Annotated in this window: 17 protein-coding genes; 8 read left to right on the forward strand and 9 right to left on the reverse strand. The window is 47.8% G+C overall.

Going from position 1 to position 24,937, the window contains the following annotated elements; translation table 11 throughout:
* The first annotated feature begins 259 nt into the window (after window positions 1-259).
* A complete protein-coding gene (locus ACZ5KY_RS02735) occupies window positions 260-1,588 on the forward strand; it encodes an ammonium transporter (protein WP_464242373.1) in 1,329 nt (442 codons plus the stop codon).
* Between the two features lie 88 nt (window positions 1,589-1,676).
* Here the strand turns inward: ACZ5KY_RS02735 and ACZ5KY_RS02740 are convergent, their stop codons facing one another.
* The 6 genes from ACZ5KY_RS02740 to ACZ5KY_RS02765 all read right to left on the reverse strand — a co-directional run bounded on the left by ACZ5KY_RS02740 (window position 1,677) and on the right by ACZ5KY_RS02765 (window position 11,716).
* Window positions 1,677-4,058 carry a peptidase U32 family protein gene (locus tag ACZ5KY_RS02740; protein WP_464242374.1) on the reverse strand — a complete coding sequence of 794 codons (2,382 nt, stop codon included), beginning with the start codon at window positions 4,056-4,058 and terminating at the stop codon, window positions 1,677-1,679.
* A gap of 230 nt (window positions 4,059-4,288) precedes the next feature.
* Window positions 4,289-5,629 carry a hypothetical protein gene (locus ACZ5KY_RS02745; RefSeq protein ID WP_464242375.1) on the reverse strand — a complete coding sequence of 447 codons (1,341 nt, stop codon included), beginning with the start codon at window positions 5,627-5,629 and terminating at the stop codon, window positions 4,289-4,291.
* A gap of 120 nt (window positions 5,630-5,749) precedes the next feature.
* The gene (gene mce, locus ACZ5KY_RS02750) at window positions 5,750-6,154 is read right to left on the reverse strand and encodes a methylmalonyl-CoA epimerase (RefSeq protein WP_464242376.1); all 405 of its coding nucleotides are present in this window, start codon (window positions 6,152-6,154) and stop codon (window positions 5,750-5,752) included.
* Between the two features lie 136 nt (window positions 6,155-6,290).
* Window positions 6,291-9,161 carry a biotin/lipoyl-containing protein gene (locus ACZ5KY_RS02755; RefSeq protein ID WP_464242377.1) on the reverse strand — a complete coding sequence of 957 codons (2,871 nt, stop codon included), beginning with the start codon at window positions 9,159-9,161 and terminating at the stop codon, window positions 6,291-6,293.
* A 69-nt stretch (window positions 9,162-9,230) separates the two neighbouring features.
* Window positions 9,231-10,955, reverse strand: a complete 1,725-nt coding sequence (locus ACZ5KY_RS02760; RefSeq protein WP_464242378.1) for an acyl-CoA carboxylase subunit beta — start codon at window positions 10,953-10,955, stop codon at window positions 9,231-9,233.
* A 200-nt stretch (window positions 10,956-11,155) separates the two neighbouring features.
* Window positions 11,156-11,716 carry a helix-turn-helix domain-containing protein gene (locus ACZ5KY_RS02765; RefSeq protein ID WP_464242379.1) on the reverse strand — a complete coding sequence of 187 codons (561 nt, stop codon included), beginning with the start codon at window positions 11,714-11,716 and terminating at the stop codon, window positions 11,156-11,158.
* 530 nt (window positions 11,717-12,246) lie between these two features.
* On the opposite strand from ACZ5KY_RS02765, the gene ACZ5KY_RS02770 reads away from it, so the two are divergent.
* The 7 genes from ACZ5KY_RS02770 to ACZ5KY_RS02800 all read left to right on the forward strand — a co-directional run bounded on the left by ACZ5KY_RS02770 (window position 12,247) and on the right by ACZ5KY_RS02800 (window position 19,706).
* A complete protein-coding gene (locus ACZ5KY_RS02770; RefSeq protein ID WP_464242380.1) occupies window positions 12,247-12,783 on the forward strand; it encodes a cob(I)yrinic acid a,c-diamide adenosyltransferase in 537 nt (178 codons plus the stop codon).
* A gap of 42 nt (window positions 12,784-12,825) precedes the next feature.
* A complete protein-coding gene (scpA, locus tag ACZ5KY_RS02775) occupies window positions 12,826-14,961 on the forward strand; it encodes a methylmalonyl-CoA mutase (protein WP_464242381.1) in 2,136 nt (711 codons plus the stop codon).
* A gap of 85 nt (window positions 14,962-15,046) precedes the next feature.
* Window positions 15,047-16,021 carry a methylmalonyl Co-A mutase-associated GTPase MeaB gene (gene meaB / locus ACZ5KY_RS02780; RefSeq protein ID WP_464242382.1) on the forward strand — a complete coding sequence of 325 codons (975 nt, stop codon included), beginning with the start codon at window positions 15,047-15,049 and terminating at the stop codon, window positions 16,019-16,021.
* Window positions 16,022-16,185: 164 nt separating this feature from the next.
* The gene (locus tag ACZ5KY_RS02785) at window positions 16,186-17,274 is read left to right on the forward strand and encodes a hypothetical protein (protein ID WP_464242383.1); all 1,089 of its coding nucleotides are present in this window, start codon (window positions 16,186-16,188) and stop codon (window positions 17,272-17,274) included.
* Window positions 17,271-18,038 carry a futalosine hydrolase gene (mqnB, locus tag ACZ5KY_RS02790; RefSeq protein ID WP_464242384.1) on the forward strand — a complete coding sequence of 256 codons (768 nt, stop codon included), beginning with the start codon at window positions 17,271-17,273 and terminating at the stop codon, window positions 18,036-18,038. The genes ACZ5KY_RS02785 and mqnB overlap by 4 nt, the downstream gene beginning before the upstream one ends.
* Before the next feature lie 6 nt (window positions 18,039-18,044).
* Window positions 18,045-18,884: a 1,4-dihydroxy-6-naphthoate synthase gene (locus ACZ5KY_RS02795; RefSeq protein WP_464242385.1), complete on the forward strand. Its 840-nt coding sequence runs from the start codon at window positions 18,045-18,047 to the stop codon at window positions 18,882-18,884.
* Window positions 18,885-19,022: 138 nt separating this feature from the next.
* Complete coding sequence (locus ACZ5KY_RS02800) at window positions 19,023-19,706, forward strand: NAD(P)/FAD-dependent oxidoreductase (protein WP_464242386.1); 684 nt, start codon at window positions 19,023-19,025, stop codon at window positions 19,704-19,706.
* A gap of 95 nt (window positions 19,707-19,801) precedes the next feature.
* Here ACZ5KY_RS02800 and ACZ5KY_RS02805 read toward each other — a convergent pair whose 3' ends face one another.
* Genes ACZ5KY_RS02805 through ACZ5KY_RS02815 form a run of 3 tightly spaced genes read right to left on the reverse strand, consistent with a single transcriptional unit; the run spans window position 19,802 to window position 24,907 of the window.
* Window positions 19,802-21,595 carry an AMP-dependent synthetase/ligase gene (locus tag ACZ5KY_RS02805; RefSeq protein ID WP_464242387.1) on the reverse strand — a complete coding sequence of 598 codons (1,794 nt, stop codon included), beginning with the start codon at window positions 21,593-21,595 and terminating at the stop codon, window positions 19,802-19,804.
* A gap of 13 nt (window positions 21,596-21,608) precedes the next feature.
* Entirely contained in the window at window positions 21,609-23,582 is a 1,974-nt protein-coding gene (locus tag ACZ5KY_RS02810) for a 3-hydroxyacyl-CoA dehydrogenase NAD-binding domain-containing protein (RefSeq protein WP_464242388.1), read from the reverse strand.
* Window positions 23,579-24,907, reverse strand: a complete 1,329-nt coding sequence (locus ACZ5KY_RS02815; protein ID WP_464242389.1) for an acetyl-CoA C-acetyltransferase — start codon at window positions 24,905-24,907, stop codon at window positions 23,579-23,581. The genes ACZ5KY_RS02810 and ACZ5KY_RS02815 overlap by 4 nt, the downstream gene beginning before the upstream one ends.
* Window positions 24,908-24,937: the final 30 nt, after the last annotated feature.

Genomic DNA, 24,937 nt, shown 5'->3' on the forward strand with positions numbered 1-24,937 from the left:
TTGAACGCTGACTATTTATCAACCACGGCTGCCTATTTTTCATGCACATTGTTCCTTGCAACTGAAGTAAAATACGTCACAATTGGTTTAGCTCCTACTAAATCAGTAACTTAGAATCATGGCACAGCACTTGCTTTTCTATATCTGTCTCCTACCTTTTTATTAGACATTCGCCAAGCAACGATGCCACATGTCGCGACGTAGCCCACAAAGGTATCGCTACGATCAACGCGGTTCAGTTTACTTCGAGGAGGAAGTAATGAAGCAAATTTACACTCTATCCTTTTTTATCACAGCCCTACTCACACCATCAGCCGTACTGGCCAACGGCTCTACCGTTGATACTGGAACCACCGCATGGATGATGATGTCCGTCGCCTTAGTGCTACTGATGATCCCTGGATTAGCCATGTTTTATGGTGGTTTAGTTCGTACCAAAAACGTGTTATCGACTATGATGCACAGCTATATTGCTCTAGCCATTATCGGAGTACTGTGGGTTGCCGTCGGCTATTCCCTCACTTTCGGCAAAAGTATTCTCGGTGGTGTGATCGGTTGGAACTCTGATTACTTTTTTCTTCAAGGGATCGACAACACCATCGTCGATGGTATTCCCGAATATATTATGGCGATGTTTCAAGGTAAATTCGCCATCATCACTCCAGCGCTTATTAGTGGTGCAATTGCCGAACGTGTATATTTGCGCGGCTATTCACTGTTTATCGCGCTATGGTTTCTCTTTGTCTACTGCCCGCTCTGTCACTGGATTTGGTCACCTGAAGGTTGGTTGTTTAATTACGGTGCAGCGGGTGTTATTGATCTGGCGGGTGGGTTGGTTATCCATGTTTCAGCTGGTGCCAGTGCCTTGGTTGCGGCGATCTATATTGGCCCCCGTAAAGGATTTCCGAATCGCCCCATGCATCCAAATAATCTGGTTATGACCATGATGGGCGCTGGATTACTCTGGGTTGGCTGGTTTGGTTTCAATGCTGGTTCGACTCTCCAAAGCGGCCTTGACACAGCCCGCGCTTTGACCATGACTCAAATTTCAGCAGCAAGTGGCGCTTTAACGTGGCTCATCATTGAGGCTCTCGCCTTCCGAAAGGCCACTGCTCTTGGTTTTGCTTCAGGAATTCTCGCTGGTCTCGTTGTGATCACCCCGGCTGCAGCAGTGGTCTTACCGAAAGGCGCATTGTTCCTTGGCGCAGCATCGTCACTCGTTTGCTTTTATGCACTAAAGATGAAAATGAAATTTGGCTACGATGACAGCCTGGATTGTTTTGGCATCCACGGCGTCGGCAGTGGACTCGGCGTACTGCTACTATGCTTCTTTATCCGACAAAGCTGGATGGATAGTGCCGCCCAAGCGGCGGGTGGCAGCTGGGGAGCTTTTGACCAATTAGGGGTGCAACTTGTCGGCATGGGCGTTACCATCGCCTTAGCTGTTCCAGTAACCTACCTGTTGTGCGTTTTTGTTGAGAAGACCGTTGGCTTTCGTATTGATGCCCAAAGTGAAATCGAAGGCTTGGATCAAGCTCTACACGGCGAAAAAGGTTATGGCTTAACGGATTCGACTCTCAATCAATAAAAAGATGTCAATTCTCACCAAATTATAAAAGGGGGGTGACAGAAATTCTGTCACCCCCCCCTTTTTTTGTTATATTGTCAGTGCTAAATCAATCGATTCCAGCTTCAAAATTAAAGTTCGATGTGTTGGGAAGGTCACGACGGCTACGTGCGGACTCTAAAACACGCCGACCTTCAGTGCTTAACGCCCCAAGATGTGAAATATCAATGAGGTAGCCAGCACAACCCAGCTCTTGTAAGCGATTCATTTCACCACACAACGAAAAATCGGTTTGCGAGTGGAGCACACTTAAGCCACCTCGATTGATCACTCGATATTCATCCCCTCGATCTGACACCAAAGGCAAATCACTTTTAACTCCAGGAATACGAATCCGCGATGTGATCAGTGGAATCGATCCATAAACCATCGCCTGAAGAGGGTACGTTCCTGCCCGACTGAACAGTTCTGAAAGATTACTTTGCTCATCCTCAATGTATAATTCACTCGAGCTTGCGCCTAAGTCCTGCCAACTCAACATTGCTTGTGTATTCATACAAAAAAGTCGGTAACTGGTCTCAAGGTGCAAGCCGTCCATCTTGTTAAACAATCTAAAATGACTCAAATTGTTCAAGCGAAAATGGGTAAAACCTGCCTCAACGAGATAATGAACGGCCTGCTGAATGGTCCGCCATTCTTGATCGAAGATCACAAAGGGGATATCCCACACGACACCGCAACATTGACGACTGGTCGCCTTCCAACGTCGATGTAGTACCGCGGCAGTAAGTGGCACCAGAACGCGATCAACATCAGGATTTTCTAGCGTGCGCATCTCACGCACGTCGCGTACAGCAACGGTAACTTCCTGCTGCCGGCGCTGATAAGGCTTCTTCGTTAACAAGGCCACCTTAGCGCGCTTCTTTTGAATGTCGCGCTTTTCACGTTTCACTTTGTCAAGATCCTGACGCAGGTGAAGATAAAAATCGCGGCGAATCTCTTTTAATCGCTTAGGCGGTATCACCACACAAGGCAGGCCATCGGCGGTCAACTCAACCAGCTCAAACGGATCATCAGAGGTGCGGCTAAACACCTGCTTAAGTGCCTCGGCAGATAACGGGCTATCCGATGCAGGATAAACGTCAACATCGTACGAAGCATTCAACGTAACCGTACCCACTTTGGCAGCCAAAATAAGTTGTTGCTCGACAAGCTGAACCGATAATTCCAGAGGGTGCTTTTTTACTTTAACCTGCCCCAACTTGCGTCGGCAGGCGGCATCACTCATAGAAAAAGCTTGTTGCGATGAAACCTTAAAGACCGCGTCACCCGTTTTAAATTTTTCACCGAATGGATTGGTGACGCAAGCAGGTCCAACACCAAGTTTTTTAACAGCCCGCGATCCAGCCCATAACTGCTTTAGCGTGAACGCCGTGCCAACCTTATCGCTCCCCGGTTGAATTCGGATTCGATCACCGACATGAAGTGAGTCACGGCTTTTAAAATAAAGTTTATTGCCCTGACTACGAGTTACATCACCGAGGTAACGACCCGTTGACCCTCTTAAGGCGGGCGTCGCAAGATCTGCTGGCTGTGTACCAGCTAGAAACCCTTTGGTTGGTGTACGTCCAAACGATTGCTTCAGCAGCACACGTGCTTCTTTCAAAACATCTGGCCGTTGAGCTGGTGTCGCATCCATCATTTTCCGATAGGCTGTAACAACATTGAAGACATATTCCGCACTCTTCATTCGCCCTTCGATTTTGAAACTACTGACCCCAGCTTCTTGCAATTCAGGCAACAGTTCGATGGCAGAGAGGTCGTTGGGTGAGAAGTAGTATCCCTGCTTACCACGATAGTTATAACGACGGCGACAGGGTTGTGTACAGCGGCCGCGATTACCACTTTTACCACCTAGGTAGGAGGAGAAATAACATTGCCCTGAGAAGCAAAAGCACAACGCGCCATGGATAAAATGCTCCAACTCCATCTGCGTTTGACTGCGAATATGTTGAATCTCAGCCAGGGTGAGTTCTCGGGCAAGCACCGCTCGCTCAAAACCCATCTGTTCCAGCTGCTTCACTCCAGCACTATTATGCACCGTCATCTGTGTCGATGAATGGAGAGGCAAATTGGGGAAATGTTCACGAGCTGTTCGCCACACACCTAAATCTTGAATAATCAGCGCATCGACCTCAGCCTCTTCAACAGCAGCAAGGGTGTCGATCAGGAGCGGCAACTCCTCCTCTTTCACCAGTGTATTCATGGTGACGAACAGTTTACGCTTACGCTCATGGGCATATCGCGTCATAGCGCTTAAATCATCAAGAGAAAAGTTTTTAGCCTTCGCTCGTGCTGAGAAGGATTGCAGACCACAATAAACGGCATCAGCACCCGATTCCATTGCGGCAAAGAAAGCCTCTAAACTTCCTGCCGGGGCAAGGAGTTCAGCAGTAAGGCGTTTCGATTTATTATGTTTTTTCTCTTTCACAGTGATCTCTCCAGCACGACGATATCATCGACACACAATCATGCTTCATGTAGTAGTGATTCTTCTATAAGCCCTTAAGTATAACACCGCTGAAACCACATTGCAGTAATCGTTCTAATTAGTACCCATTTCGCCCTTCGTTCACACGAAAAAACCCCGCATCGGTATCGATACGGGGTATTTCATTACGTTCAGCTACAGCTTACATGAAACTGATTGTGGGGCAGAATTTAGAACTGGTAACGTAGGCGTGAAGTGATGACATAAATGTCCTCATCAGCAGAACCATCATGATCCTCTTCATAGAAATCAAGAGCATCATCCGTCATCAAGTAACCAGCAGCCATTGCGAACTCAAGGCTGTTATAGATTTTATAACTCGCGTATGCATCAATCTCAAAACCGATGGCATCATCCGCGTGATCAATAGTACCCGTGTTGTCTTGATACTCAAGGTCTTCAGCAGTCATCATGTACATAGCTGCCACACCAACTTTTAACTTATCGGTAACCTTGGTGTCATAAGCCAAGCGGTTCATCATCAAACCCTTGTCTTGGATATAAGGGTCCGCGGAGAAATATTGATCAGAATTCAAACCGCCAAACATAACAACCGATGCGTAGGATGCATTAATATCAACATCTGTGGCGATATAGGCATCAAAATCGTCATCTTCACGATCATCATCACCCGATGTGTACCAAAACGTATAGGTGATCTTTGCTTTGTTAATTTTTGTACCAAGATCAACATGAATAAGGTAACCACCGAAGTCCAAGGCCTCCATAAGCTGTCCAGTTTGGTATAAAATGTCCCAATTTGCAAAGAAAGTGTCCCCTTTTGTACCGCCATCAATACCGAAGGTGTAGAGGTCAAGATCATAACCGGTCAGTTTCTTAACCTTCCAAGTTTGATCGTCCATGGTCTCACCAGCATCAAATTCATTCGCAGCATCACTTGTTTGCCATAATGCGAAAAGGCCAACCTTAGTTCCCTCAGCAGGCTTGAAGTTATAACGTAGATACAGAGCATCGAGATCTTGAAATGCATTATCATCAGACACCACTTCATAACCACGGAACCAAGCAATTTCAAAATTGCCAACACGGTAATCAACACCCGCCGCCGTTTCGCTCCACAAAAACTTATTCATTCTAGCAGGTTGCAGTCCAATCCTCATGCGCCCGCCTGCTAGAGCAAAATCGGTGTAAGCCCAACGTGCTTCGATGTTTTTTCCATCACCTGAAAAACCTGCACCAGCATTACTGTCACCAAAGTGGAGGCCACCCACTTCAATAGCAAAGACACCTTTAACTGCGCCATCATCACTTGACGCCGCAGTCCATAAGCGATATTTAACAACGCCAAAGCTATCATTCACATCATCATTACTAATTTTTGTTTGAGTCGGGTCTAGTTTTGCGGCAAATTCTTTGGCTGCGGTAAACCCTGACTGATTTGAATTAATACGAAATTCGTGTCTCAAATCACCATGAAAACTAAACTCAACTGCAAATGCTGGCCCTGCCACTACTAACAACAGTGCGAGTAACCCTAATACTCTCTTCATCCTTTGTTTCCTCCTAGTGGTTCCACTTGATTAAATTCAACCATCTACCTTGAGATAATTGCAGCCTTACTTGAGCAATTACCGCACCAAACTCAAACACTAGGACAAAAGGCCATAATATCAGTGCTGCATTTGACACATCTCCGTTAGTACCCCACCACTGCTTTTAGGGTGCAAAAAAGCGATTTGTGTGTGATGGGCACCACAGCGTGGCACGTCATTGATGAGGCGAATCCCTTCGCCCTTTAAGCGTTCGATCTCGGCACACACATCATCGACTTCGTAGGCGATGTGATGGACACCAGGACCGTTTTTGGCGATAAACTTTGCCACAGGTGAGTCATCACTCGTTGGCTCAAGGAGTTCGATGCGGCTTTCGCCAACACCAAAAAAAGCAACCTTAACCTTTTGCTCTTCGACGATCTCAACACCCTCATCTTGCATACCGTAAACATCACGATAAAGGGGAGCAGATTCTTCGATACTGTGTACCGCGATGCCAATATGGTTTATTTTCTTTACCATTGTGTGAACTCCTAGTTAGTTTTGCGTTAGAGGGTATATTTTACACCTTAATGAATTTCTGATGTTGACAATTAAGACAAAGAAACCCCGCCACAAGGGCGAGGTCACTTTATCGTGTTGCTATCGAGAGTGCTGCCTACATGACTGCGGACAAAAACTCAATTGTTGTTGCTTGACGTTGTTTCTTAACTTTCTTCGGATCAACCTCAACAAACTTCTCATCAGGAGTGACCTTAAACAACGGTTGTCCCTTAGAAACGATGGTACCATCACCACCTTCGATGAGAATTTCATCAATGGTTCCAGAGAATGGTGCTGGAACCTTATTAAACATCTTCATCACTTCGAGAATGAATAATGGCTGCCCTTTTTCAAAGTGCATCCCCTTGGTAACAAACGCCGGCAGACCCGGTGCTTCTTGGCCATAATACATACCGCCACCTGGAGTAACAACCTCATCAGCTTTTGTTGCTGGCGGTGGAACCAAAACCTTCTTCATCGCTGCTTGCAACTTCGGATCATGCAGATACTCAGGAATGGTGACCTCAAGATCGTCTTCTACTTTAAGATCGTAGAAACCTGTTTTCTCCGCGATCATGAACAGCAAGCCAAGGAGCTCATTGCCTAATTCGAAACCAAAGTGCGCCTCTTGAATTTTAGCCCACATTTCAGCATCGTAACCGAGTTGCGGCTCATCGCCACGGATAATCTCATCAAGCTCAACAAATTGTGCTTTGGTCAAACCAAGCTTAATTCGTAACTCTTTGTAGAATTTGAGAGAACCTTCGAGAAGCTCATAATCGTGAGACCAAATCATCTCAGCAGCGGGAGCATTTTCTTTCCACTCCATATGCATGTAAACATAGGTCTCAAAAAGAACGCCGAGAGGATTGCGAATCCAAACAACTTTACCGTTTTCGATTCTGAAATTCTTCTTGTTCCAGCTCAACCAACCAGAGAGTAGGTGTGGGTCGCCAAGCAAGCGCTCCATAGGCCGGGTAAGAAGAGTCCCCTTGCGGTCTAGCGCATCAGAAACGGCTTTTTCAACCTCCGGATTGTCAGTGTATTTCTGTTTATAATGCTTCTTCATCTGCAAGAAGGCGTAGACAACGTCAACTTTATTAGCTTCCTCTTTCAATTTACCGACAAGAGTCAAGTAAGGGACCACAAAGCGAGTGGTCGGCTTTGCCATAACATTATTGGCCTTGAACCAGCTAACCAAGCCGTAATGAAATTCGAGATTAGTCGCCAGATCAGCACCGCGCAATGTGGTACTACGCAACACACACGCCAAACGCTTGTAGCTTTCTTCACGATCAGGACCGTTGGTCAACAACAGAGCGATGTTGGAATCGTACGCACCAGCTACTTTATATTTCATAAAGTGACCCGTATCAGGGTTAGCCATGCAGATCCCTTGATCATCACGAACTTCACCATCGATCGGATCTGACCAGTAGTGGATCATACCACCAGCAGATGGAGACAAGGAATCGTCTGTCGCATTCAAGCGCGCTTCAGCCGCAGCACCAAAACGGGGCTGACGCTCGGGGCGAGGCAAGCGCTCTTTGTGCTCAGCGAGCAACGCCATCGCTTCAACTAACGATTCAACAATGAAGAAATCATCAGCATTGTCAGGATTGGTAAATTTCAGGTTATAAACAAGCTCGGTAACACGATGCTCAACTTGAATACGGGTGTTAACTTCCATGAAGTAGTGACGCTCACCATCGACAATACACTCAAACGTTGACGCTGAATCAAGTTTGACCGCCTCACCAAAACGCTCCGATTCGGCTTCCATCCGCTTGAGAACCATGAGGTCAGACTCAAGAGCCTTCACTTGAATTGGTAGGTTAGCGTCTTTAGCTTTGTTGATTTCCAGCGCCAAGGCTTCTTGAGTCACTGAGATTTCAAGTAATTTCTGCTCGTGCATCTGCAGAGAGCAATCACGACCGCCGAGGGCAATCGTCCATGTACCGTTGCCAAGAAGTTGAATCTCGTTGTGACGGGTTTGTTCGATATTCAGTTCAACCAGAACGTTCTTGTTATCACCAACGCCGTTTGTTTTAACTTCGTTGAAAATTTCAAGAACGAGACCAGGAGCAACCGCTGCAGCTTGAGCAATTTGGTCAGCACTGGGCTCTTTGATTCCTAAGAGGTCTTCGCCAAGAATCCGCTGCCCTTTACCACCACCGCCGCCGATTGCCTTAAGGCGAATACGCGCACCGGGGTAGCCTTTAAACATGGCACTACACTCTGCTTCAACCTGAGCACAGAGTTCATCAACTGAAAAGAGGTCGATCCCCTTACGGTAAGATGAAAACAGAATTTGGTCGGCGAGCTCTTCAAGAGTGAGTGACCCGTTGGCAACCACATCAGCGTCACAATCAAGTGCTTCCGATTTAACGAGTGCGACCAATGCTTCGCGGGTCTCATATTTCTTGACTAACGTACGTGCTGTAACATTATCGATACCCGGAGTAACCGAAACATCAACCTGCAATGCGGTACGTTTCGCTTCATCTTTTTTACCCGCTGCGCGCTGGGTCGCCGCACAAGGACCGATAAATTTCAAACCAGCATCTTCGATAGCAGCAACAAACTCATCATCTTCCGCCATGAAACCGTAACCAGCGAAGATTGAGTCGTAACCGTTATCTTTAGCGATACCGATGATTTGGATAATACGCTCAACACGCTCTTCCTTCGATGCACCAGAATAATCGGGCACTCGATGAACACGGCTATTATCAGTCAGCTTACGTAACTCAGGTGACAGAGCATTTGGATAAACGATGGAGTCTTTTTCAGATAACAGGATGCCATAATGGCTGATCCCCATCTCATCATACACATCCATTGACTCTTTACGAATTGGGCCACGACAAACAATCAATGGCTTCAATTCTTCACACGAAAAAGACCGCACCCACGCCGAATCGGATTGGCTCAAACGGCGATCGCGGTGGATCAGAGGGTTATTACTATAATTATCTTGTGCCATGGGCTTTATCTCCACTTACCATGGGGTTATTTATATATCGCTCACCAACAGTGATTCCACTTGTACTAATTAATGGAATTCACGCTGAACCGACTGCATAGGACCTGGCTTATAGTGACGGAGGAAGAAGTTCATATTCGTCCCCAACACTTTACGTAGATCCGTTGGCATAACAATCGAAGAGATCGAACCAAGAGCCAGACCTTCTTTAGGGTTCATTAGCTCTTTTTCGTAGCGAGTATTTAAAGCCGCTTCCTCTAAACGTAACCACTCAGCCGCTTGTGCTTCAGCATCTTTTTGTGCCGCAACAGCATTTGAACCTGCCGCTACACGATCCTGAACACCTTTTGCGATCATGGCTGAAATAGAACCACGTGCAGCACGAAGTTCTTTTTTGTAAACGAACTCTTTACCTGCTGGCCCCATAACCGCAAGACGGGTTGTTGGTAACGCCAGAACCAGATCAGCGCCTGTTGCATAGTTGTTGTACGATGCATAGGCACCACCGTAAGCGTTACGTAGAATCAGCAAAATCCGTGGGGTACGCACATCAACGATTGAATCCAGCATTGAACGACCAGCTTGAACGATACCGCGTGATTCTTGCTCACGCCCTGGCAGGAAGCCTGTTGTATCTTCCATGAAGATAATTGGAATATTATAGATATTACAGAAGCGGACAAATCGAGCAATTTTTGTCGCTGAATCGCAATCAATTTGACCAGAAGACACCGCACTGTTGTTGGCACAGAACCCAACAACATTGCCGTCAAGACGACCGAATGCTGTCACAACTTCGCGAGCACGATCTGGTTGCATCTCAAAGTAATCACCATGATCACAAATTTGTTGGATGATAATTGAAACATCAACAGGGGTATTGAACCCTGTTGGTGAGTTAAAAGCCTTTTTCAATAACGTATTGATCTCCCACGTTTTACGGTCGAGAGGATCACTGGTCTTTTGATAGGGAGCCATGACGCTATTGTTGTCAGGTATGTAACTGTGTAAACGCAGGGCAGTACGGAGGGCAGAGGTCTCATCACCGACAGTTAAGTCAGCAACGCCTGTGGCACCGTGAACTCTGGGCCCACCTAACTCATCGGGAGTCACATCTTCACCGAGAACGGACTTAACAACGCCTGGGCCAGTGAGGCCAAAGAAGGTGTTCTCAGGTTGGATAACGAAACTACCTTGACGGGGCAGATAACTACCACCACCCGCGTTAAAGCCAAACATGCACATGATACTCGGTACAACACCACTAATATTACGTAGCGCCGTAAAAGCTTCAGCATAACCATCCAAGCCACCAACGCCCGCAGGAACAAACGCACCAGCCGAGTCGTTCATACCAATAACGGGAATCCCTTTTTCACCCGCCATATTAAACAGCTTAGCAAGCTTGCTACCGTTGGTTGCATCAATGGAGCCGGCACGAACAGTAAAATCATGTCCATAAACAGCCACATCACGGCCATCGACATTTAAGATACCTGTGACCAGCGACGCACCATCAAGGTTTTTACCCCAGTTTTGGAATAAAATATTGGGTTCACTCTGAGTGAGAACTTTAATCCGCTCCCAAACGGTCATCCGTTGCTTGAAGTGTTGTTTTTCAATTGATCCAACAGGTACTGATCTCACTGGACGCTCGATCAGATCGTGCCCCTCCTTCATAACCTCTTCATAACCACCTGTTTGACCCGCAATTTCGCCAGGAATGTTAAATTCAACATTCTCTTTAGGTGCGAGAGGGTTTGTCAATGAAGGCTTACATACGTTGTTTGACATTTCGTCATCCCCTTACTGATTAAAATGATATTTCGGAAAGTAACACCCGTTCGCCACTAACCGGCCTATACCTTCTATCGATAAAACTAAGCTACTTGATAAATTTTATGCTCGGACCGAGCATGCATGAAATACTTCAATTCACCTTAACCACTCGACAGAGGGTTTAGGTTGAGCCTATACGCGCGTCAATATAGGGTCTAACGTGTCACAATCGCCAAGACCTGAACTTCACTACCATCATAAGATAGGAGTCGATGACGCATGGAGGAGTCAAAATAGATTGCATCCCCAGCTTCAAGCTTGATTCGTTCTTCATCTAGAAGCACCTCGGCGGTACCACTAATAATTAAAATAAACTCTTCACCTTCATGACTGTACATGGTCTCGTCATCACTACGCTCTGACACGCTAACGACAAAAGGTTCCATTTTTTTGTTGAGATTATGAACAGATAACGCTTCGTACGTATAACCATGCCCTTTGCCCGCTTTCGAGATAACACGGCTGACAACACGGCGATCCTCAACACGAACCACCTCATAACGACGAACTTCCTCTTCCTCTTCAAAAAAATGGCTGATTTTGACATCGAAAAAGCGAGCAAGCTTTGAGAGGGTCGCAATAGGAGGGGAAACATTATTGTTTTCGATTTGGGAAATCAACGCTGGAGAAAAGCCCGTCTCGGTCGCCACAGATTGCAACGTCAATTTACGCGCCTTTCGAAGCTCTTTTATTTTCGCACCAATATTGTACTCCAAACCACACTCCCAAAAATAGAAAACAGTTTTATTCCCAAGATTATATAAAACAAAGCGACTAAAATTGTCAACTCAATTATTTATCAGCAATAAAAACCTTTACCCATAATAAATCTCAAAAATCTTGAGCAAAAAGCAGCCTTTCTCTTAACTTTCAGCACGTTATGCTACAGGCTGAACGCCCCAAATCGCATAAAAGTACACATAGCACACAGGGCGGTACAGCTCACGAATGACGCAAACTCGCCGCAACAGGAGATCTTCGTGTTCACTCACTTCTATGAAAATTTCGCGTGTATACATCAAAAAAATGTCATCACGAACCATTCAAACGGTAAAAATCCATCGCAAAGGCAAAGTCATCGATCTTGACAATGAGTGATTAGCACTGATATATTTCATCGCACTAAAACTTTTTAGCAATTTTAAAAAAGCATTTTACCAGCTAAACCCTTGTTTTGTATTTGATCTTAAACGTGCTCTCAAATACATAAAGGCAACCCGAAGCAACGGATGAGAATTAAACTGTCATGACTCCAGCACTTCAACAAGGCCGTGTGCAAATTTATACCGGAAACGGCAAGGGAAAAACCACCGCTGCGCTCGGTCTTGCTTTCCGCGCTGCAGGCCGTGGCTTAACGCTCCACATCATGCATTTCATGAAATACGATCCAGACTATGGAGAAATGCACAGCGCGCAGCGCATGGGAGGAAACTGGACAGTTGAGCAAGTGGGGCGGCGAGGCTTTGTATCACTTAAAAATCCTGCACAAGAAGATATCGATCTAGCTCAAGCAGCATTACTAAAGGCAACGGTACTCGCTAGCACAGGAGATTTTGACCTTCTTATTCTCGATGAGATTATTAATGCGCTCCATTTTAATTTAGTTAAGCTCAATGATGTTCTCAACCTCATTGACGAAAAGGCCCCTCATACCGAGCTTGTCCTCACAGGCCGTAATGCACCGCAACAACTTATTGATGCGGCCGATCTCGTTACTGAGATGCGCGACATTAAACACTATTACGATGCTGGGCAGCCTGCTCGCATCGGAATCGAATCATAAACTCACTTTTTTGTAATGTCATTATCACTGAAAGGAAAGTCCATGTCGAACAAACCGACACTGGCCGAATGGGAAGCCAAGGCCAAAAAAGAGAAAAAAACAGACGATCTGTCTGATTTTAAATGGGATACCCCCGAAGGGATCTGTGTCAAACCGTTGTACACAGCTGCCGATATCGAAGGGCTTGAACACCTCAACACCCTGCCTGGCCTACCACCCTACCTGCGTGGCCCTGTTGCTACAATGTATGCGGGTCGGCCTTGGACCGTTCGTCAGTATGCGGGATTTTCTACCGCTGAAGAGTCTAACGCTTTTTACAAACGCAATCTTGCCGCTGGGCAGCAAGGCTTATCGGTAGCATTTGACCTCGCAACCCACCGTGGTTACGACTCCGATCATCCGCGTGTTGTTGGTGATGTCGGCAAGGCTGGCGTAGCGATTGACTCCATTGAAGATATGAAGATTCTCTTTGGCGATATCCCTCTCGATAAGGTCTCAGTTTCGATGACCATGAATGGCGCAGTCCTACCCATTCTAGCCATGTATATTGCTGCCGCTGAAGAATCAGGCGTTAGTCAAGAGAAGCTCGCTGGTACCATTCAAAATGACATTCTCAAAGAGTTCATGGTGCGCAACACCTACATCTATCCACCTGAGCCTTCAATGAAAATCATCTCTGACATCATCGAGTACACCAGTCAGAAGATGCCTAAATTCAACTCTATCTCCATCTCGGGTTACCATATCCAAGAGGCAGGAGCCAACAATGCGCTAGAGTTGGCCTTTACTTTGGCTGACGGTTTGGAATACGTCAAAGCAGCCATAAAAAAAGGCTTGGATATTGATGCTTTTGCGCCACGACTTTCATTTTTCTTTGCCATCGGCATGAACTTTTTCATGGAAGCGTCTAAACTCCGTGCTGCCCGTTACCTGTGGTCAGAGATGATGGAGCAGTTCAATCCGCAAAACCCTAAGTCCAAAACACTGCGTACCCACTGCCAGACATCAGGTTGGAGCTTAACCGAGCAAGATCCTTACAATAATGTTATCCGCACCACGGTTGAAGCAATGGCGGCAGTTCTTGGTGGCACACAATCGTTACACACCAATGCATTGGATGAGGCGATTTCTCTACCCACTGACCACTCGGCACGTATTGCTCGTAATACCCAGTTGGTGATTCAGGAAGAGACCGGCATCACCAATGTGGTCGATCCTCTCGCAGGTTCTTACTATGTTGAATCGCTGACAGCAGAGCTGATCAAAGAAGCACGGGTGATCCTCAAAGAGATCGAAGAACTTGGTGGCATGACCAAGGCCATTGAGTCGGGGATGCCTAAGCTACGCATTGAAGAGTCGGCAGCTAAAAAACAAGCCTCTATCGACAGTGGTCGCGACGTGATCGTTGGTGTCAACAAGTACCAGATGACAGAAGAAGACCCCATCGATGTTCTCGACATTGATAACACTGCCGTACGCGAATCACAGATCAAGCGCCTTGACACCATGCGTAAAAACCGCGATGAGGTCGCCTGTCTAGCAGCACTTGACGCCATCACCAAAGCGAGCGAGAATAGCGCCGGTAACTTACTTGACCTGTGCATCAAGGCCGCTAGTCTGCGCGCATCTGTCGGTGAAATTTCAGATGCCATGGAAAAGATCTTTGGTCGCCATAAGGCTGAAATAAAACTCGTTTCAGGAGCTTACGCATCGGTGTGTGAAAATGATCAAGACTTCACTGAACTGAAGAAAATGATTGCTGATTTTGCTGAGCAAGAGGGCCGTCGCCCGCGCATTCTCATCGCTAAGATGGGTCAGGACGGTCACGACCGTGGCGCTAAAGTGGTTGCTAGTGCCTACGCGGATGTTGGTTTTGATGTCGATGTTGGCCCACTGTTCCAAACTCCAGAAGAGGCGGCTAAAATGGCCGTTGAGAACGATGTTCACGTCGTAGGTGTTTCAAGCCTAGCCGCTGGGCATAAAACCTTAGTGCCACAGCTGGTTACTGAATTGAAAAAATTAGGAGCGGATGATATCACCGTTGTCTGTGGTGGGGTTATTCCTCGTCAAGATTATGATGAACTTTTTGCTGCGGGTGCCGCACGTATTTTTGGCCCTGGCACGCCCATCACCAAATCGGCTCGCGAAACTCTTGCAGCCATTCTCGAAAAACGATAAAATTCAGCCGGACGGTGTTTACACCGTCCGGCTACTTTAATCTTAAAAGACAATTTTCAATCGGCATTTCTAATAAGGCAGCGGCATGAATATCGAACAGATTGCAACGGGAATTCGCAACGGCCAACTTCGCGCCCTCGCTAAAGGGATCACCCTCATCGAAAGCCGCAAGCCTGAACACGTCCAACAAGCCGCCCCTCTACTCGACCAACTTCTCCCCGATACGGGCAACAGCCTGAGAATCGGCATCTCCGGTGTCCCTGGCGCGGGAAAAAGTACGTTCATTGAAGCCTTTGGTCTCCATCTCACTCAACAAGGTCATAAGGTTGCAGTGCTGGCTGTCGATCCATCATCACAAATTTCAGGCGGCAGTATCCTTGGCGACAAAACCCGCATGGAAGACCTCTCCCGCGACCACAACGCCTTCATTCGCCCCTCACCCGCAGGCGATTCCCTCGGCGGTGTCGCCCGCAAAACCCGCGAAACCATGCTGCTATGTGAAGCAGCCGGTTACGATATCATCATTGTCGAAACTGTCGGCGTTGGTCAATCGGAGATCACTGTCTCCTCCATGGTTGACTTTTTTCTATTGCTGCAACTCTCAGGTGCTGGCGATGAATTACAGGGGATCAAAAAAGGGGTAATGGAGATCGCCGATGCTATCGTCATCAATAAAGCCGATGGTGACAATATCACCCGCGCCAACCTCGCCAAACAACAATACTGCAACGCTCTGCACATTTTACGACCACGCAGTGCAAACTGGACCGTTCCCGTCCACACCTGTAGTGCGTTACACAATCAAGGGATCGATACCGTTTGGCAGATGCTACAAGAGTACAAATCGACCATGAAGCAACACCATGAATTCGACGAAAAACGACGCCAACAAGCCCGCGAATGGATGTGGGCCATGCTTCACGACAACCTAAAAGATCTTTTTATCCACGACAAAAATGTTCAGCCCCTTCTACCCCAAGTAGAACAAGCCGTCCTCGACGGCATCACCACCCCGAGTGCCGCCTGCAACCGCCTCCTTGAGCGCTTTCGCCGCCATTAGCACCACAACATTCTCCACCGATAATCCGCCACTTTCAGTTTCCTCGCCAACCAGAGCCATCAGTTGACTTTCAACTGCGTAATGACTTATCTTGGCGCATGGAATTTGTTCCTCATCACTTTAACAATAACGACACATTTAATTTATAGATTGAGACACTTCAAGTGGCACTTTTATCATTTCCACAGCCCGGCGGTTTACGCGTATGGGAAGCTGAAAAAAATAGAGCTGAATACAATATTCAGCAAGGCTTTTGCTACTCTCGCGTTGAGGAGTGTAAAGATGCATTTCGCTTCGCCGCGTTGATCGACATTAAAAAACTCCCCGACCTCATCAACGATTGTGCTGTGCTGTTAACAGATGAAAGTTTTTTCGTTCTTGAATATTATCCCGACAGAATAACCAACGTCGATGATGACACCCCTGCTGAGCCAACGATTTTCTATTCGCCCTATATGGAAACAGCCGAGATTCTTGAGATTCTCGCCCCCTACTTAAGTCGTTTAATTCACGATGGCTTTGTCGGCTTTGGTATGGCTAATAGTCGCCAAGGGGCTGAACTGTTCTACTCTGAAGAGAAAGCGTTCACCTGTTTCACCGCTAACCACATTCGCGCCATGAACATCTTCACCCAATACGGCTTACGCTTTAAGGATGAACTGCTGTTCCCAGCCGACTTTGCCCACGACCACCTTTCACTCGTTAGCCTTAACTCTCGCCAGCTCCCCCATGATCTGAAAAAATTTAGCCCCGAAGAACTTGACTATGTCAACTACTGCGGCGATCTGGTGGAACTGTTTGAGATGCAATCCACAACTTCGGGTGAAGAGTTTTACCTCTCGGGCAAAGAACAGGATTACATTTCAGATCTGCTTGAACAGCAAGCTGAACTGAACTGGTCAAGTGATGATGAATTTATCCATCTGCTTCTCGATTGGAAAGAGTTTGTCAAAGAATGCAATCAAGGCTTTGAAGGAACCCTAGAGGATTATGAATCGGGACTACAGGTTCGCGATATCATTGCCACCGTCACCGACAAGTCAGAAGAGGTCATTCGCACCAAACTATTGAAGTTTATTGATGGTGCCGATACGATTTTCAAACATCAACTGGTTGAAAAATCGCGTCACATTCCCGATAGTTCATCAGAAACTCGCTCAGATCAAACCTTTTGGCGCTGGGGCGTGACCCGCAAACAAGGCGTGACACTGCGCCGAGACCTGATTCGTAGCGGCTGGTTTGCAACCAAATGATGACACCAGTAACCACGGAACCGACTCTGCTAATCCTGACAGCAGTTGCCGCTGAGAGCGATCAGCTTGTCAGCGCCCTCATTCAACCACAAACGATTCAATGTGGTCACCTTAATGTCCACACTGGACTCATTGGCTCGCAAAATCTAGCAATTGCCTGCTGCGGTATCGGCAAAGCAGCGGCTGCAGCGGCGACAACATTGCTACTTAACCACTTTATGGTGAGTCATGTGTTGATGATCGGTTGTGCTGGTGCCTACCCTGAAGGGGGATTGAAACTCGGCGATCTTGCCATTGCCAGTGAAGAGATCATGGGTGATGAGGGGGTATTGACACCGACGGGCTTTGTCGACATGGAGCAACTCGGCTTTGCCATCGTTCAATGTGGAGAACAACGCTTTTTCAACCGATTTCCGACAACCGGCACAATGGTTGAGCGGTTCAATACGGTTCTTACACCTTACGCACAGCAGCACTCACTCCAATGCAAAACAGGCAGTTTTGTTACCGTCTCTACCTGTAGCGGCACGGCGTTATCTGGCCAGCAGCTCTACCAACGGACTCAAGGTATTGTTGAAAACATGGAGGGCGCAGCCGTAGCACAAATCTGCGCTCAATATCAGACCCCATTTAGTGAGGTTCGCGCTATTTCAAATATGGTCGAAGATCGCAATATGGCGCAGTGGGACCTTGTCGGCGCTATGACGCGCGCTCAACACGCTGCCCTTTATGTGATCCACTGCTTTGCACCAGAGAAAGAGTAACCTAATATGACCGACACCACGCTCACCCTCGGCTACTCTCCTTGCCCTAACGATACCTTTATTTTTAACGCCTTGATTCACGGCCTCGTCCCTTGCGACGGAATCTCTTTTAGCGAACGACTTGAGGATGTTGAAACCCTCAATCGGCTGGCGATGGCGAGCGCTCTTGATCTGACTAAAATTTCGTACCATGCGTTAGGTCATTTACGTGATCGCTACGTATTGCTGCGCTCTGGTGGTGCACTCGGCCGCGGCTGCGGGCCACTACTGGTAGCCAAGCAACCTTGCTCAATTGAACAATTACGTGACAAAACCATTCTTATTCCTGGTGAACTAACGACCGCACATCTGCTACTACAACTTCATGGTGAAGGTTTTAAGCAGGTAAAATGCCTCCCGTTCGATCAAATCATTCCAGCATTAGATCGAGGTGAAGCCGATGCGGGCGTTATTATCCATGAATCTCGCTTTACCTATCAACAACAAGGGCTCCATCGAGTTCTCGATCTTGGTCAATGGTGGGAACAACTCACCGGTCTACCTATCCCCCTCGGTGGAATTTTAGCGCGTCGCGAGCTCCCCAGTGAGATGATCAATACGATCGATTCAGCACTCAGTGCCAGCGTACGCTATGCCCAACAGCATCCCGATGCTGCAACACACTACATCCGCAGTCATGCTCAGGAACTCTCCGACACCGTCACCCACAACCACATTCAGTTGTATGTCAATTCATTCTCAATTGATCTCGGCGATGAAGGGATTGCTGCGGTTCAAGAGCTGTTAGCGCGTGCTGAGAAACAACAATTAATCCCTAAATGTTCACTGCCTTTATTTAATTCATAAGCACTGAAACGACAACCATTTATCATATAACGTGACAAAAACAGCCGCAGTTACACGGGCACAGCCTTGACAATCGTGCCGAGGTATGGGAAAAGCAAACTGAATTTCATATGAAACTATGACAAAAGTGAGGACGTTATGAAAAAAGATATTCAAGAAAAAGGTGCTATTCTACAGCGTGACAAAGAAACCTATGCTGTTGCACCCCATATTCCCGGTGGTCTTACTTCGGCGGATCAATTACGCAACATCGCTAATGTCGCTGACAAATACAACGCTCAATGCATTAAATTAACCAGCGCGCAACGCATTGCGATTGTCGGCCTCAAAGAGGAGCAACTTGATGAGATCTGGACAGATCTCGATCAACCTGTTGGCGCAGCCATCGGCATGTGTGTGCGCTCGATCAAAATTTGCCCCGGCACCACTTTTTGTAAACGCGGCCAGCAAGATTCGGTTACCGTTGGCTTAGAGATGGATAAGAAATATCACGGTTTGGAGCTACCGTGGAAATTCAAGATGGGTGTTTCAGGCTGTGCCAATGACTGTTCTGAAGTGTGCATCAAAGATGTTGGCCTCATCGGCACCCCAAAAGGGTGGAGCGTTCGCGTTGGCGGCAATGGTGGCGCAGCACCGCGTCTCTCCTTTTTACTTGTCGATAAACTTGAGCAAGCTCAAGCAACGGCTCTCGTTGACCATGTCGTAAAATGGTTTGTTAAAAACGATCAAAAAGGTCGTTTAGGAAAATTCATCGACAAAATGGGTTTCGACGCCTTTAAAGTGGAAGTTCTTAACACATTTGAAGGCGATCTTCCTGCCTAATTGAAAAATAGCCACAAACAAAAAAAGCCTCGCAACCTAACGGTCGCGGGGCTTTTTTATTTAAAAATACCTATCCTTGCCAGCGGAACACCCAATCAATGGCCAACATACATCTGCTCTATCTGTTCAGAAAATTGGTCAATAATCGGTTGGCGGCGCACTTTTAGGGTCGCTGTAATGAGGCCTGAATCAATACTCCACGGTGTCAGTGACACATAAACTCGATTCACCTTAGCGTAACCGGGAAACTCTTTTAAACGATAGCCAATCCGCTGCAAGATCTCCTTGTGGGCAAGCGCTGAATTTAACGCCTGTGAATTATCGCCATCAAAACCAAGCTTGCCACTGAGCAAACGCCACTGGCTAGGGTTAACAACAATAATGGCACTTAGAAATGGCCTATTTTCACCCAACACCAACACCTGTTCAAATAGTGGATCGACGGCAATCGCTAATTGAAGATCCTCTGGTGGGACCTTCTCACCACTAGAGAGAACAATGATCTCCTTTAGGCGACCGGTAATGAAAATTCGCCCTTGATCATCAATACGCGCTTTATCACCAGTATGCAGCCAACCCCTATCATCAATAATATTCTCTTCACTTTGCCAATAACCAAGCATCAGGTTATCACCACGGACCAACAGTTCATCATGGGCACCAATTCTCACCTCGACACCAGGAAGTGGCCGACCGACACTTAGTGGACAGTTATCCTCCAACGTATTAACGGAAATCACAGGACTGGTTTCCGTCAAGCCATACCCCTGCAACACATTTAACCCGAGGCCAATAAATGTCTGAGCAATGACTGGCGCCAGCGGCGCCCCGCCACTAATCGCCAAGCGCAACCGACCACCCAGACGTTGTTCAAGTTTTCGTCCCACCAAGCTCTTTAACAAGGGCCAGATCAACAACTGAATGCCCCACGGCCTTTGATGACGATGATATTGAAAATGATACCAACCGGCCCATACTGCCAATTTAAAAATTTTCTGCGCGCGCCACGGTTCATCGGCCAACTTCAAGGTCATCTTATTATAGATACGCTCAAAAATACGTGGCACTGCAACCAGAACAGTCGGTCGAATCTGCTGAAGGTCTTCAGCCAACTGGTCAATAGAGCGGACAAAGGCGACGCACGCGCCAGCCATAATGGGAATCATGTATCCCGCCGTACGTTCAAACATATGCGATAGCGGTAGAAATGATAAGAACTGATCATCAGGGTAAATAGGCACCTGCATTAAACCCGCCGCAGCATTGGTGAGTAGATTACGATGACTGAGCATCACCCCTTTCGGTTGCCCAGTCGTCCCTGAGGTAAAAACAATGGTCGCCAAACTGTTTGAATCGACGGGGTCTGATTGATACTCTGCGCTGTCGTCCACCAACCAATCATCCAACTGACGTAAGCGCGGATCGCAATCAACTTCACATACGGTACGCAAGGTAACAATTCGTTCAACACCGTCGATACGATCACCAAGCTTCTCAATGCGTTGCCATTGCTCTGAGCCATCACTAACCAGTAAACGTGCACCCGTGACTTGAAGAATGTGAGCAAAATTTTCTGGCCGATCATTAACATACAACGGTACGGTGACCAAACCGAGTCCCGTAGCTGCCAGATCAAATAGCACCCACTCGATACTGTTGTTGAGCATCACGGCAACGCGATCACCACACTTTAACCCGTCAGACAGCATCGCGTGCTGCCACCGTGCAGCCTGTTGCTGTACCTGTTTCCAAGTGTACTGAGTCCAATTGTTTTGCGCTGTGTCGTAAAAGCGATAGGCCACCGTATTAGAACTGTGTTCAACACGGCAACAAAACAGCCCAGCTAGAGTTTGGGCCTGCTCTATCGAAATCAGATCCTGTCTTTTCATCGCCAATCTCCTATCATGATGGTTCCGTCTTTGGTAATGAAGAGGGGGATTGCCGATAGTGCATCGGGCCACCAGTAAAGGGTGCAAAACCTGTCCCAAAAATCATTCCAGCATCAATCAAATCACTATCACTGACCACCTGTTCGGCCAAACAACGATCCGCCTCAGAAAAAAGAGGATCGAGTAAACGGGTTAATATTTCATCCCGTCCTGCTCGTCGCCAACGTTTCCATTGCCAGCGATCTTTAGGTCTTTGACCACGACGATAGGGATAAAATCCGCGACCACTCTTAACACCAAGGTTGCCCGCTGCGACCATCCGTTCCAATACCGCAGGAATAGGGCGATCAAAATGCTCGGCAAACACCTTGGCCACCGACAAACAGATATCAATGCCGACGGTATCGGCTAAATGCAACGGACCCATCGGCATGCCAAATTCGAGGGCAGCTCTATCAACCTGTTGTGGGCGGTAGCCCTGTTCAACCAGTTCAACAGCGGCCATCAGGTACGGCATAAGAATTCGATTAACGAGAAAACCCGGTGCGCTTTTCACTGGCAGCGGCAGATGTTTAATCTGTTGAACAAATGCGGTCGCCGTTGCCAACGCTAACTTTGAACTTTTCTTAGCCTGCACCACTTCGACCAACGGCATTTTGGCGACAGGATTGAAAAAGTGGATGCCGACAAAACGCTGCGGTTGTTCGAGATCAGCGGCTAGCTCCTCCAACGGAATACTTGAGGTGTTACTGGCCAGAATCGCTCCCGACTTAAGCTTAGGCTCTAACTGGGCATAGACCTGCTTTTTGATTGCCGCGTCTTCAACAATGGCCTCAATGACAACATCGGCCAACGACACCGCATCACCGAACGGATCGGCAGTTAAACGGTCGGCTGCGGCACGGCGCAATGACGGCGAACGGAGCTTTTTAGCAAACAATTTATTCGCCGTTGCCAGTGCTGCTGCTAACACCTGAGCATTAGGTTCCTGAATGGTCACCTGCAACCCTTGCAAGGCGCACCACGCTGCGATATCTCGGCCCATTGTCCCCGCGCCAACCACGTGAATCCGCTTGATCGTTGCCGACTCTTGCTTTACCTGCTTCATCCGAGTCTGTAAAAAAAACACCCGCACCAGATTACGTGAACAGGGCGAGCTGATCAATTTCGCCACCGAGCGTGCCTCTTCCAAATACATCACTTCAGGATCACCAGCGTAGCAACGCCATAGATCTATCAACGCATAGGGTGCAGGGTAATGCTGCCGTGGCGCATGCTTAGCCACACTGCGTTTTAATACCACGCTAACCAATGGCCGCAACCAGCCCTGATTGGGTAACTGACACCACCACGACGGTTGTTTTTGCTGGGGCGGTTTGGCAACCAACTGACACACGGCCTCATTCAGCATCCGCCGTGGCACACTTACATCAACCAAACCACTTTTGACCGCCTGCCGTGCGCGTTGACTCCGACCACTCAACATCATGCTCAGGGCGGCCAGCGGCCCAAGCCGTTTGATCAACCGCACCGTACCACCCAGGCCGGGATGAATCCCTAAACGGACTTCAGGCAAGCCGAAAACGGTGGCACTGTTTTCAACAGCGATGCGATAACGACAAGCGAGGGCAAGCTCGAGACCGCCGCCAAGACACGGCCCTTCAACCACACAAAAAGTTGGCATCTTGAGCCGTTCTATCCGGGAGAAAATCTCTTGTCCCTGTAACACGTAGTTCAGTATTTCACTTGAGTCATCAAAATCGCTAAATTCACTAATATCCGCACCAAAAATAAAACCACCCTCCTTGGCAGAGGTAAACACTACGGCGTCAATATCGTGATCGGTGATGATATTTATAATATCACCCAATTCCTGCAACACCTCGCGCGACAGGGTATTGACCGCACTATCAGCGCGATCGAGGGTCAAGGTCAGCAAATGATCGCTTAACTGCCATTGCCAGTGGTCATAATGTAGTCCCTTCATGATCGCCCTCCATCTGTGCTGACTAACATCGCACCGCCTTGACCGCCACCGATACACAGGCTAGCGACACCGTTGCCACCACCGCGCTGGTGCAAAGCCTTCAAAAGGTGGAGCACAATGCGCGCGCCACTGGCACCAACAGGGTGACCGATGGCAACTGAACCACCATCGACATTAAGTTTCTGCCGATCAATCGGTGGCACAACCGTCACTTGACCGAGATGCTGGTGCTGCCAGGCCTCATCAGCCAACGCAACAAGACACGCCAACACCTGGGCGGCAAAGGCTTCATTAATCTCCCACAGATCAATATCAACAAGATTAGCTTGGCGACTCAATAACTGATCCATGGCGTACACTGGGCCTAACCCCATCTGTTCGGGAGCTAACCCAGCCCAAGCACAATCAACAATTTGGCCGAGAATTGGTAACTGGTAACGCTCAACGGCATCTTCACTGGCCAGCAGTAACAGAGCAGCTCCATCGGTTATTTGCGCGCTATTACCAGCGGTGATACGACCGAAGGGACGATCAAATGCTGGTTTTAAGCGAGCTAAACTTGCCGTATCACCATCGCGACGCAGCCCTTCATCAGCGCTAATGCAGCGACCATCCGCGGTATAAAGTGGTATAATTTCTGAGTATTGATCACTGTCAATACCCGTCGCTAACTTTTGATGACTTTCAAGAGAGAACTGATCCATTTGTTCGCGGCTAATCTGAAAACGACTGGCTAAGTTTTCAGCCGTTTGGCCCATCCCTAAGCCAGAGGTCGGATCGGTCAAGCCCTGCAACAACGCAAATTCAGGGCACAGATGTTTAGCGCGCAACTGACCCAATAACTTCAGCCGCGAGGTCAACTGACGCGCCTGTCGCCAATCAGCTAACCAATTAACCATGTGCGGATTAAGCATCACCGGTGCATGGCTCATTGATTCGGTACCACCAGCTAAAATAAGATCCGAATAGCCCGCAGCAATTCGTTCAGCTGCCGTCGCCAGTGCTTGCATCCCTGAGGCGCAATTGCGTTGCACCGTCCAGGCAGGAACCTGTTCACCACAGCCTAAGCGCAGTGAAATCACCCGGGCGACATTCACCTCTTTTGCGCTAGGAATCACGCAACCGACAATCACTTCATCGAGCTGCGGGGCGGCAAACGACTGGCGTTGCAACAACCCTTTACCGACTGCAACGGCTAAATCCGCTGCGCTGAACGGACCAGGCCGACCCTGTGCCTTAATAAATGGCGTTCGTGCGCCATCGACCACATAAACCGTGCGCCCAGTTAAGGACTGCGATCTCTTATCTATCATGGCTACTGTCATCGAAATTCTCCTCTAACACGCGTAATATCA

The sequence above is a fragment of the Desulfuromonas svalbardensis genome, assembly GCF_055389415.1.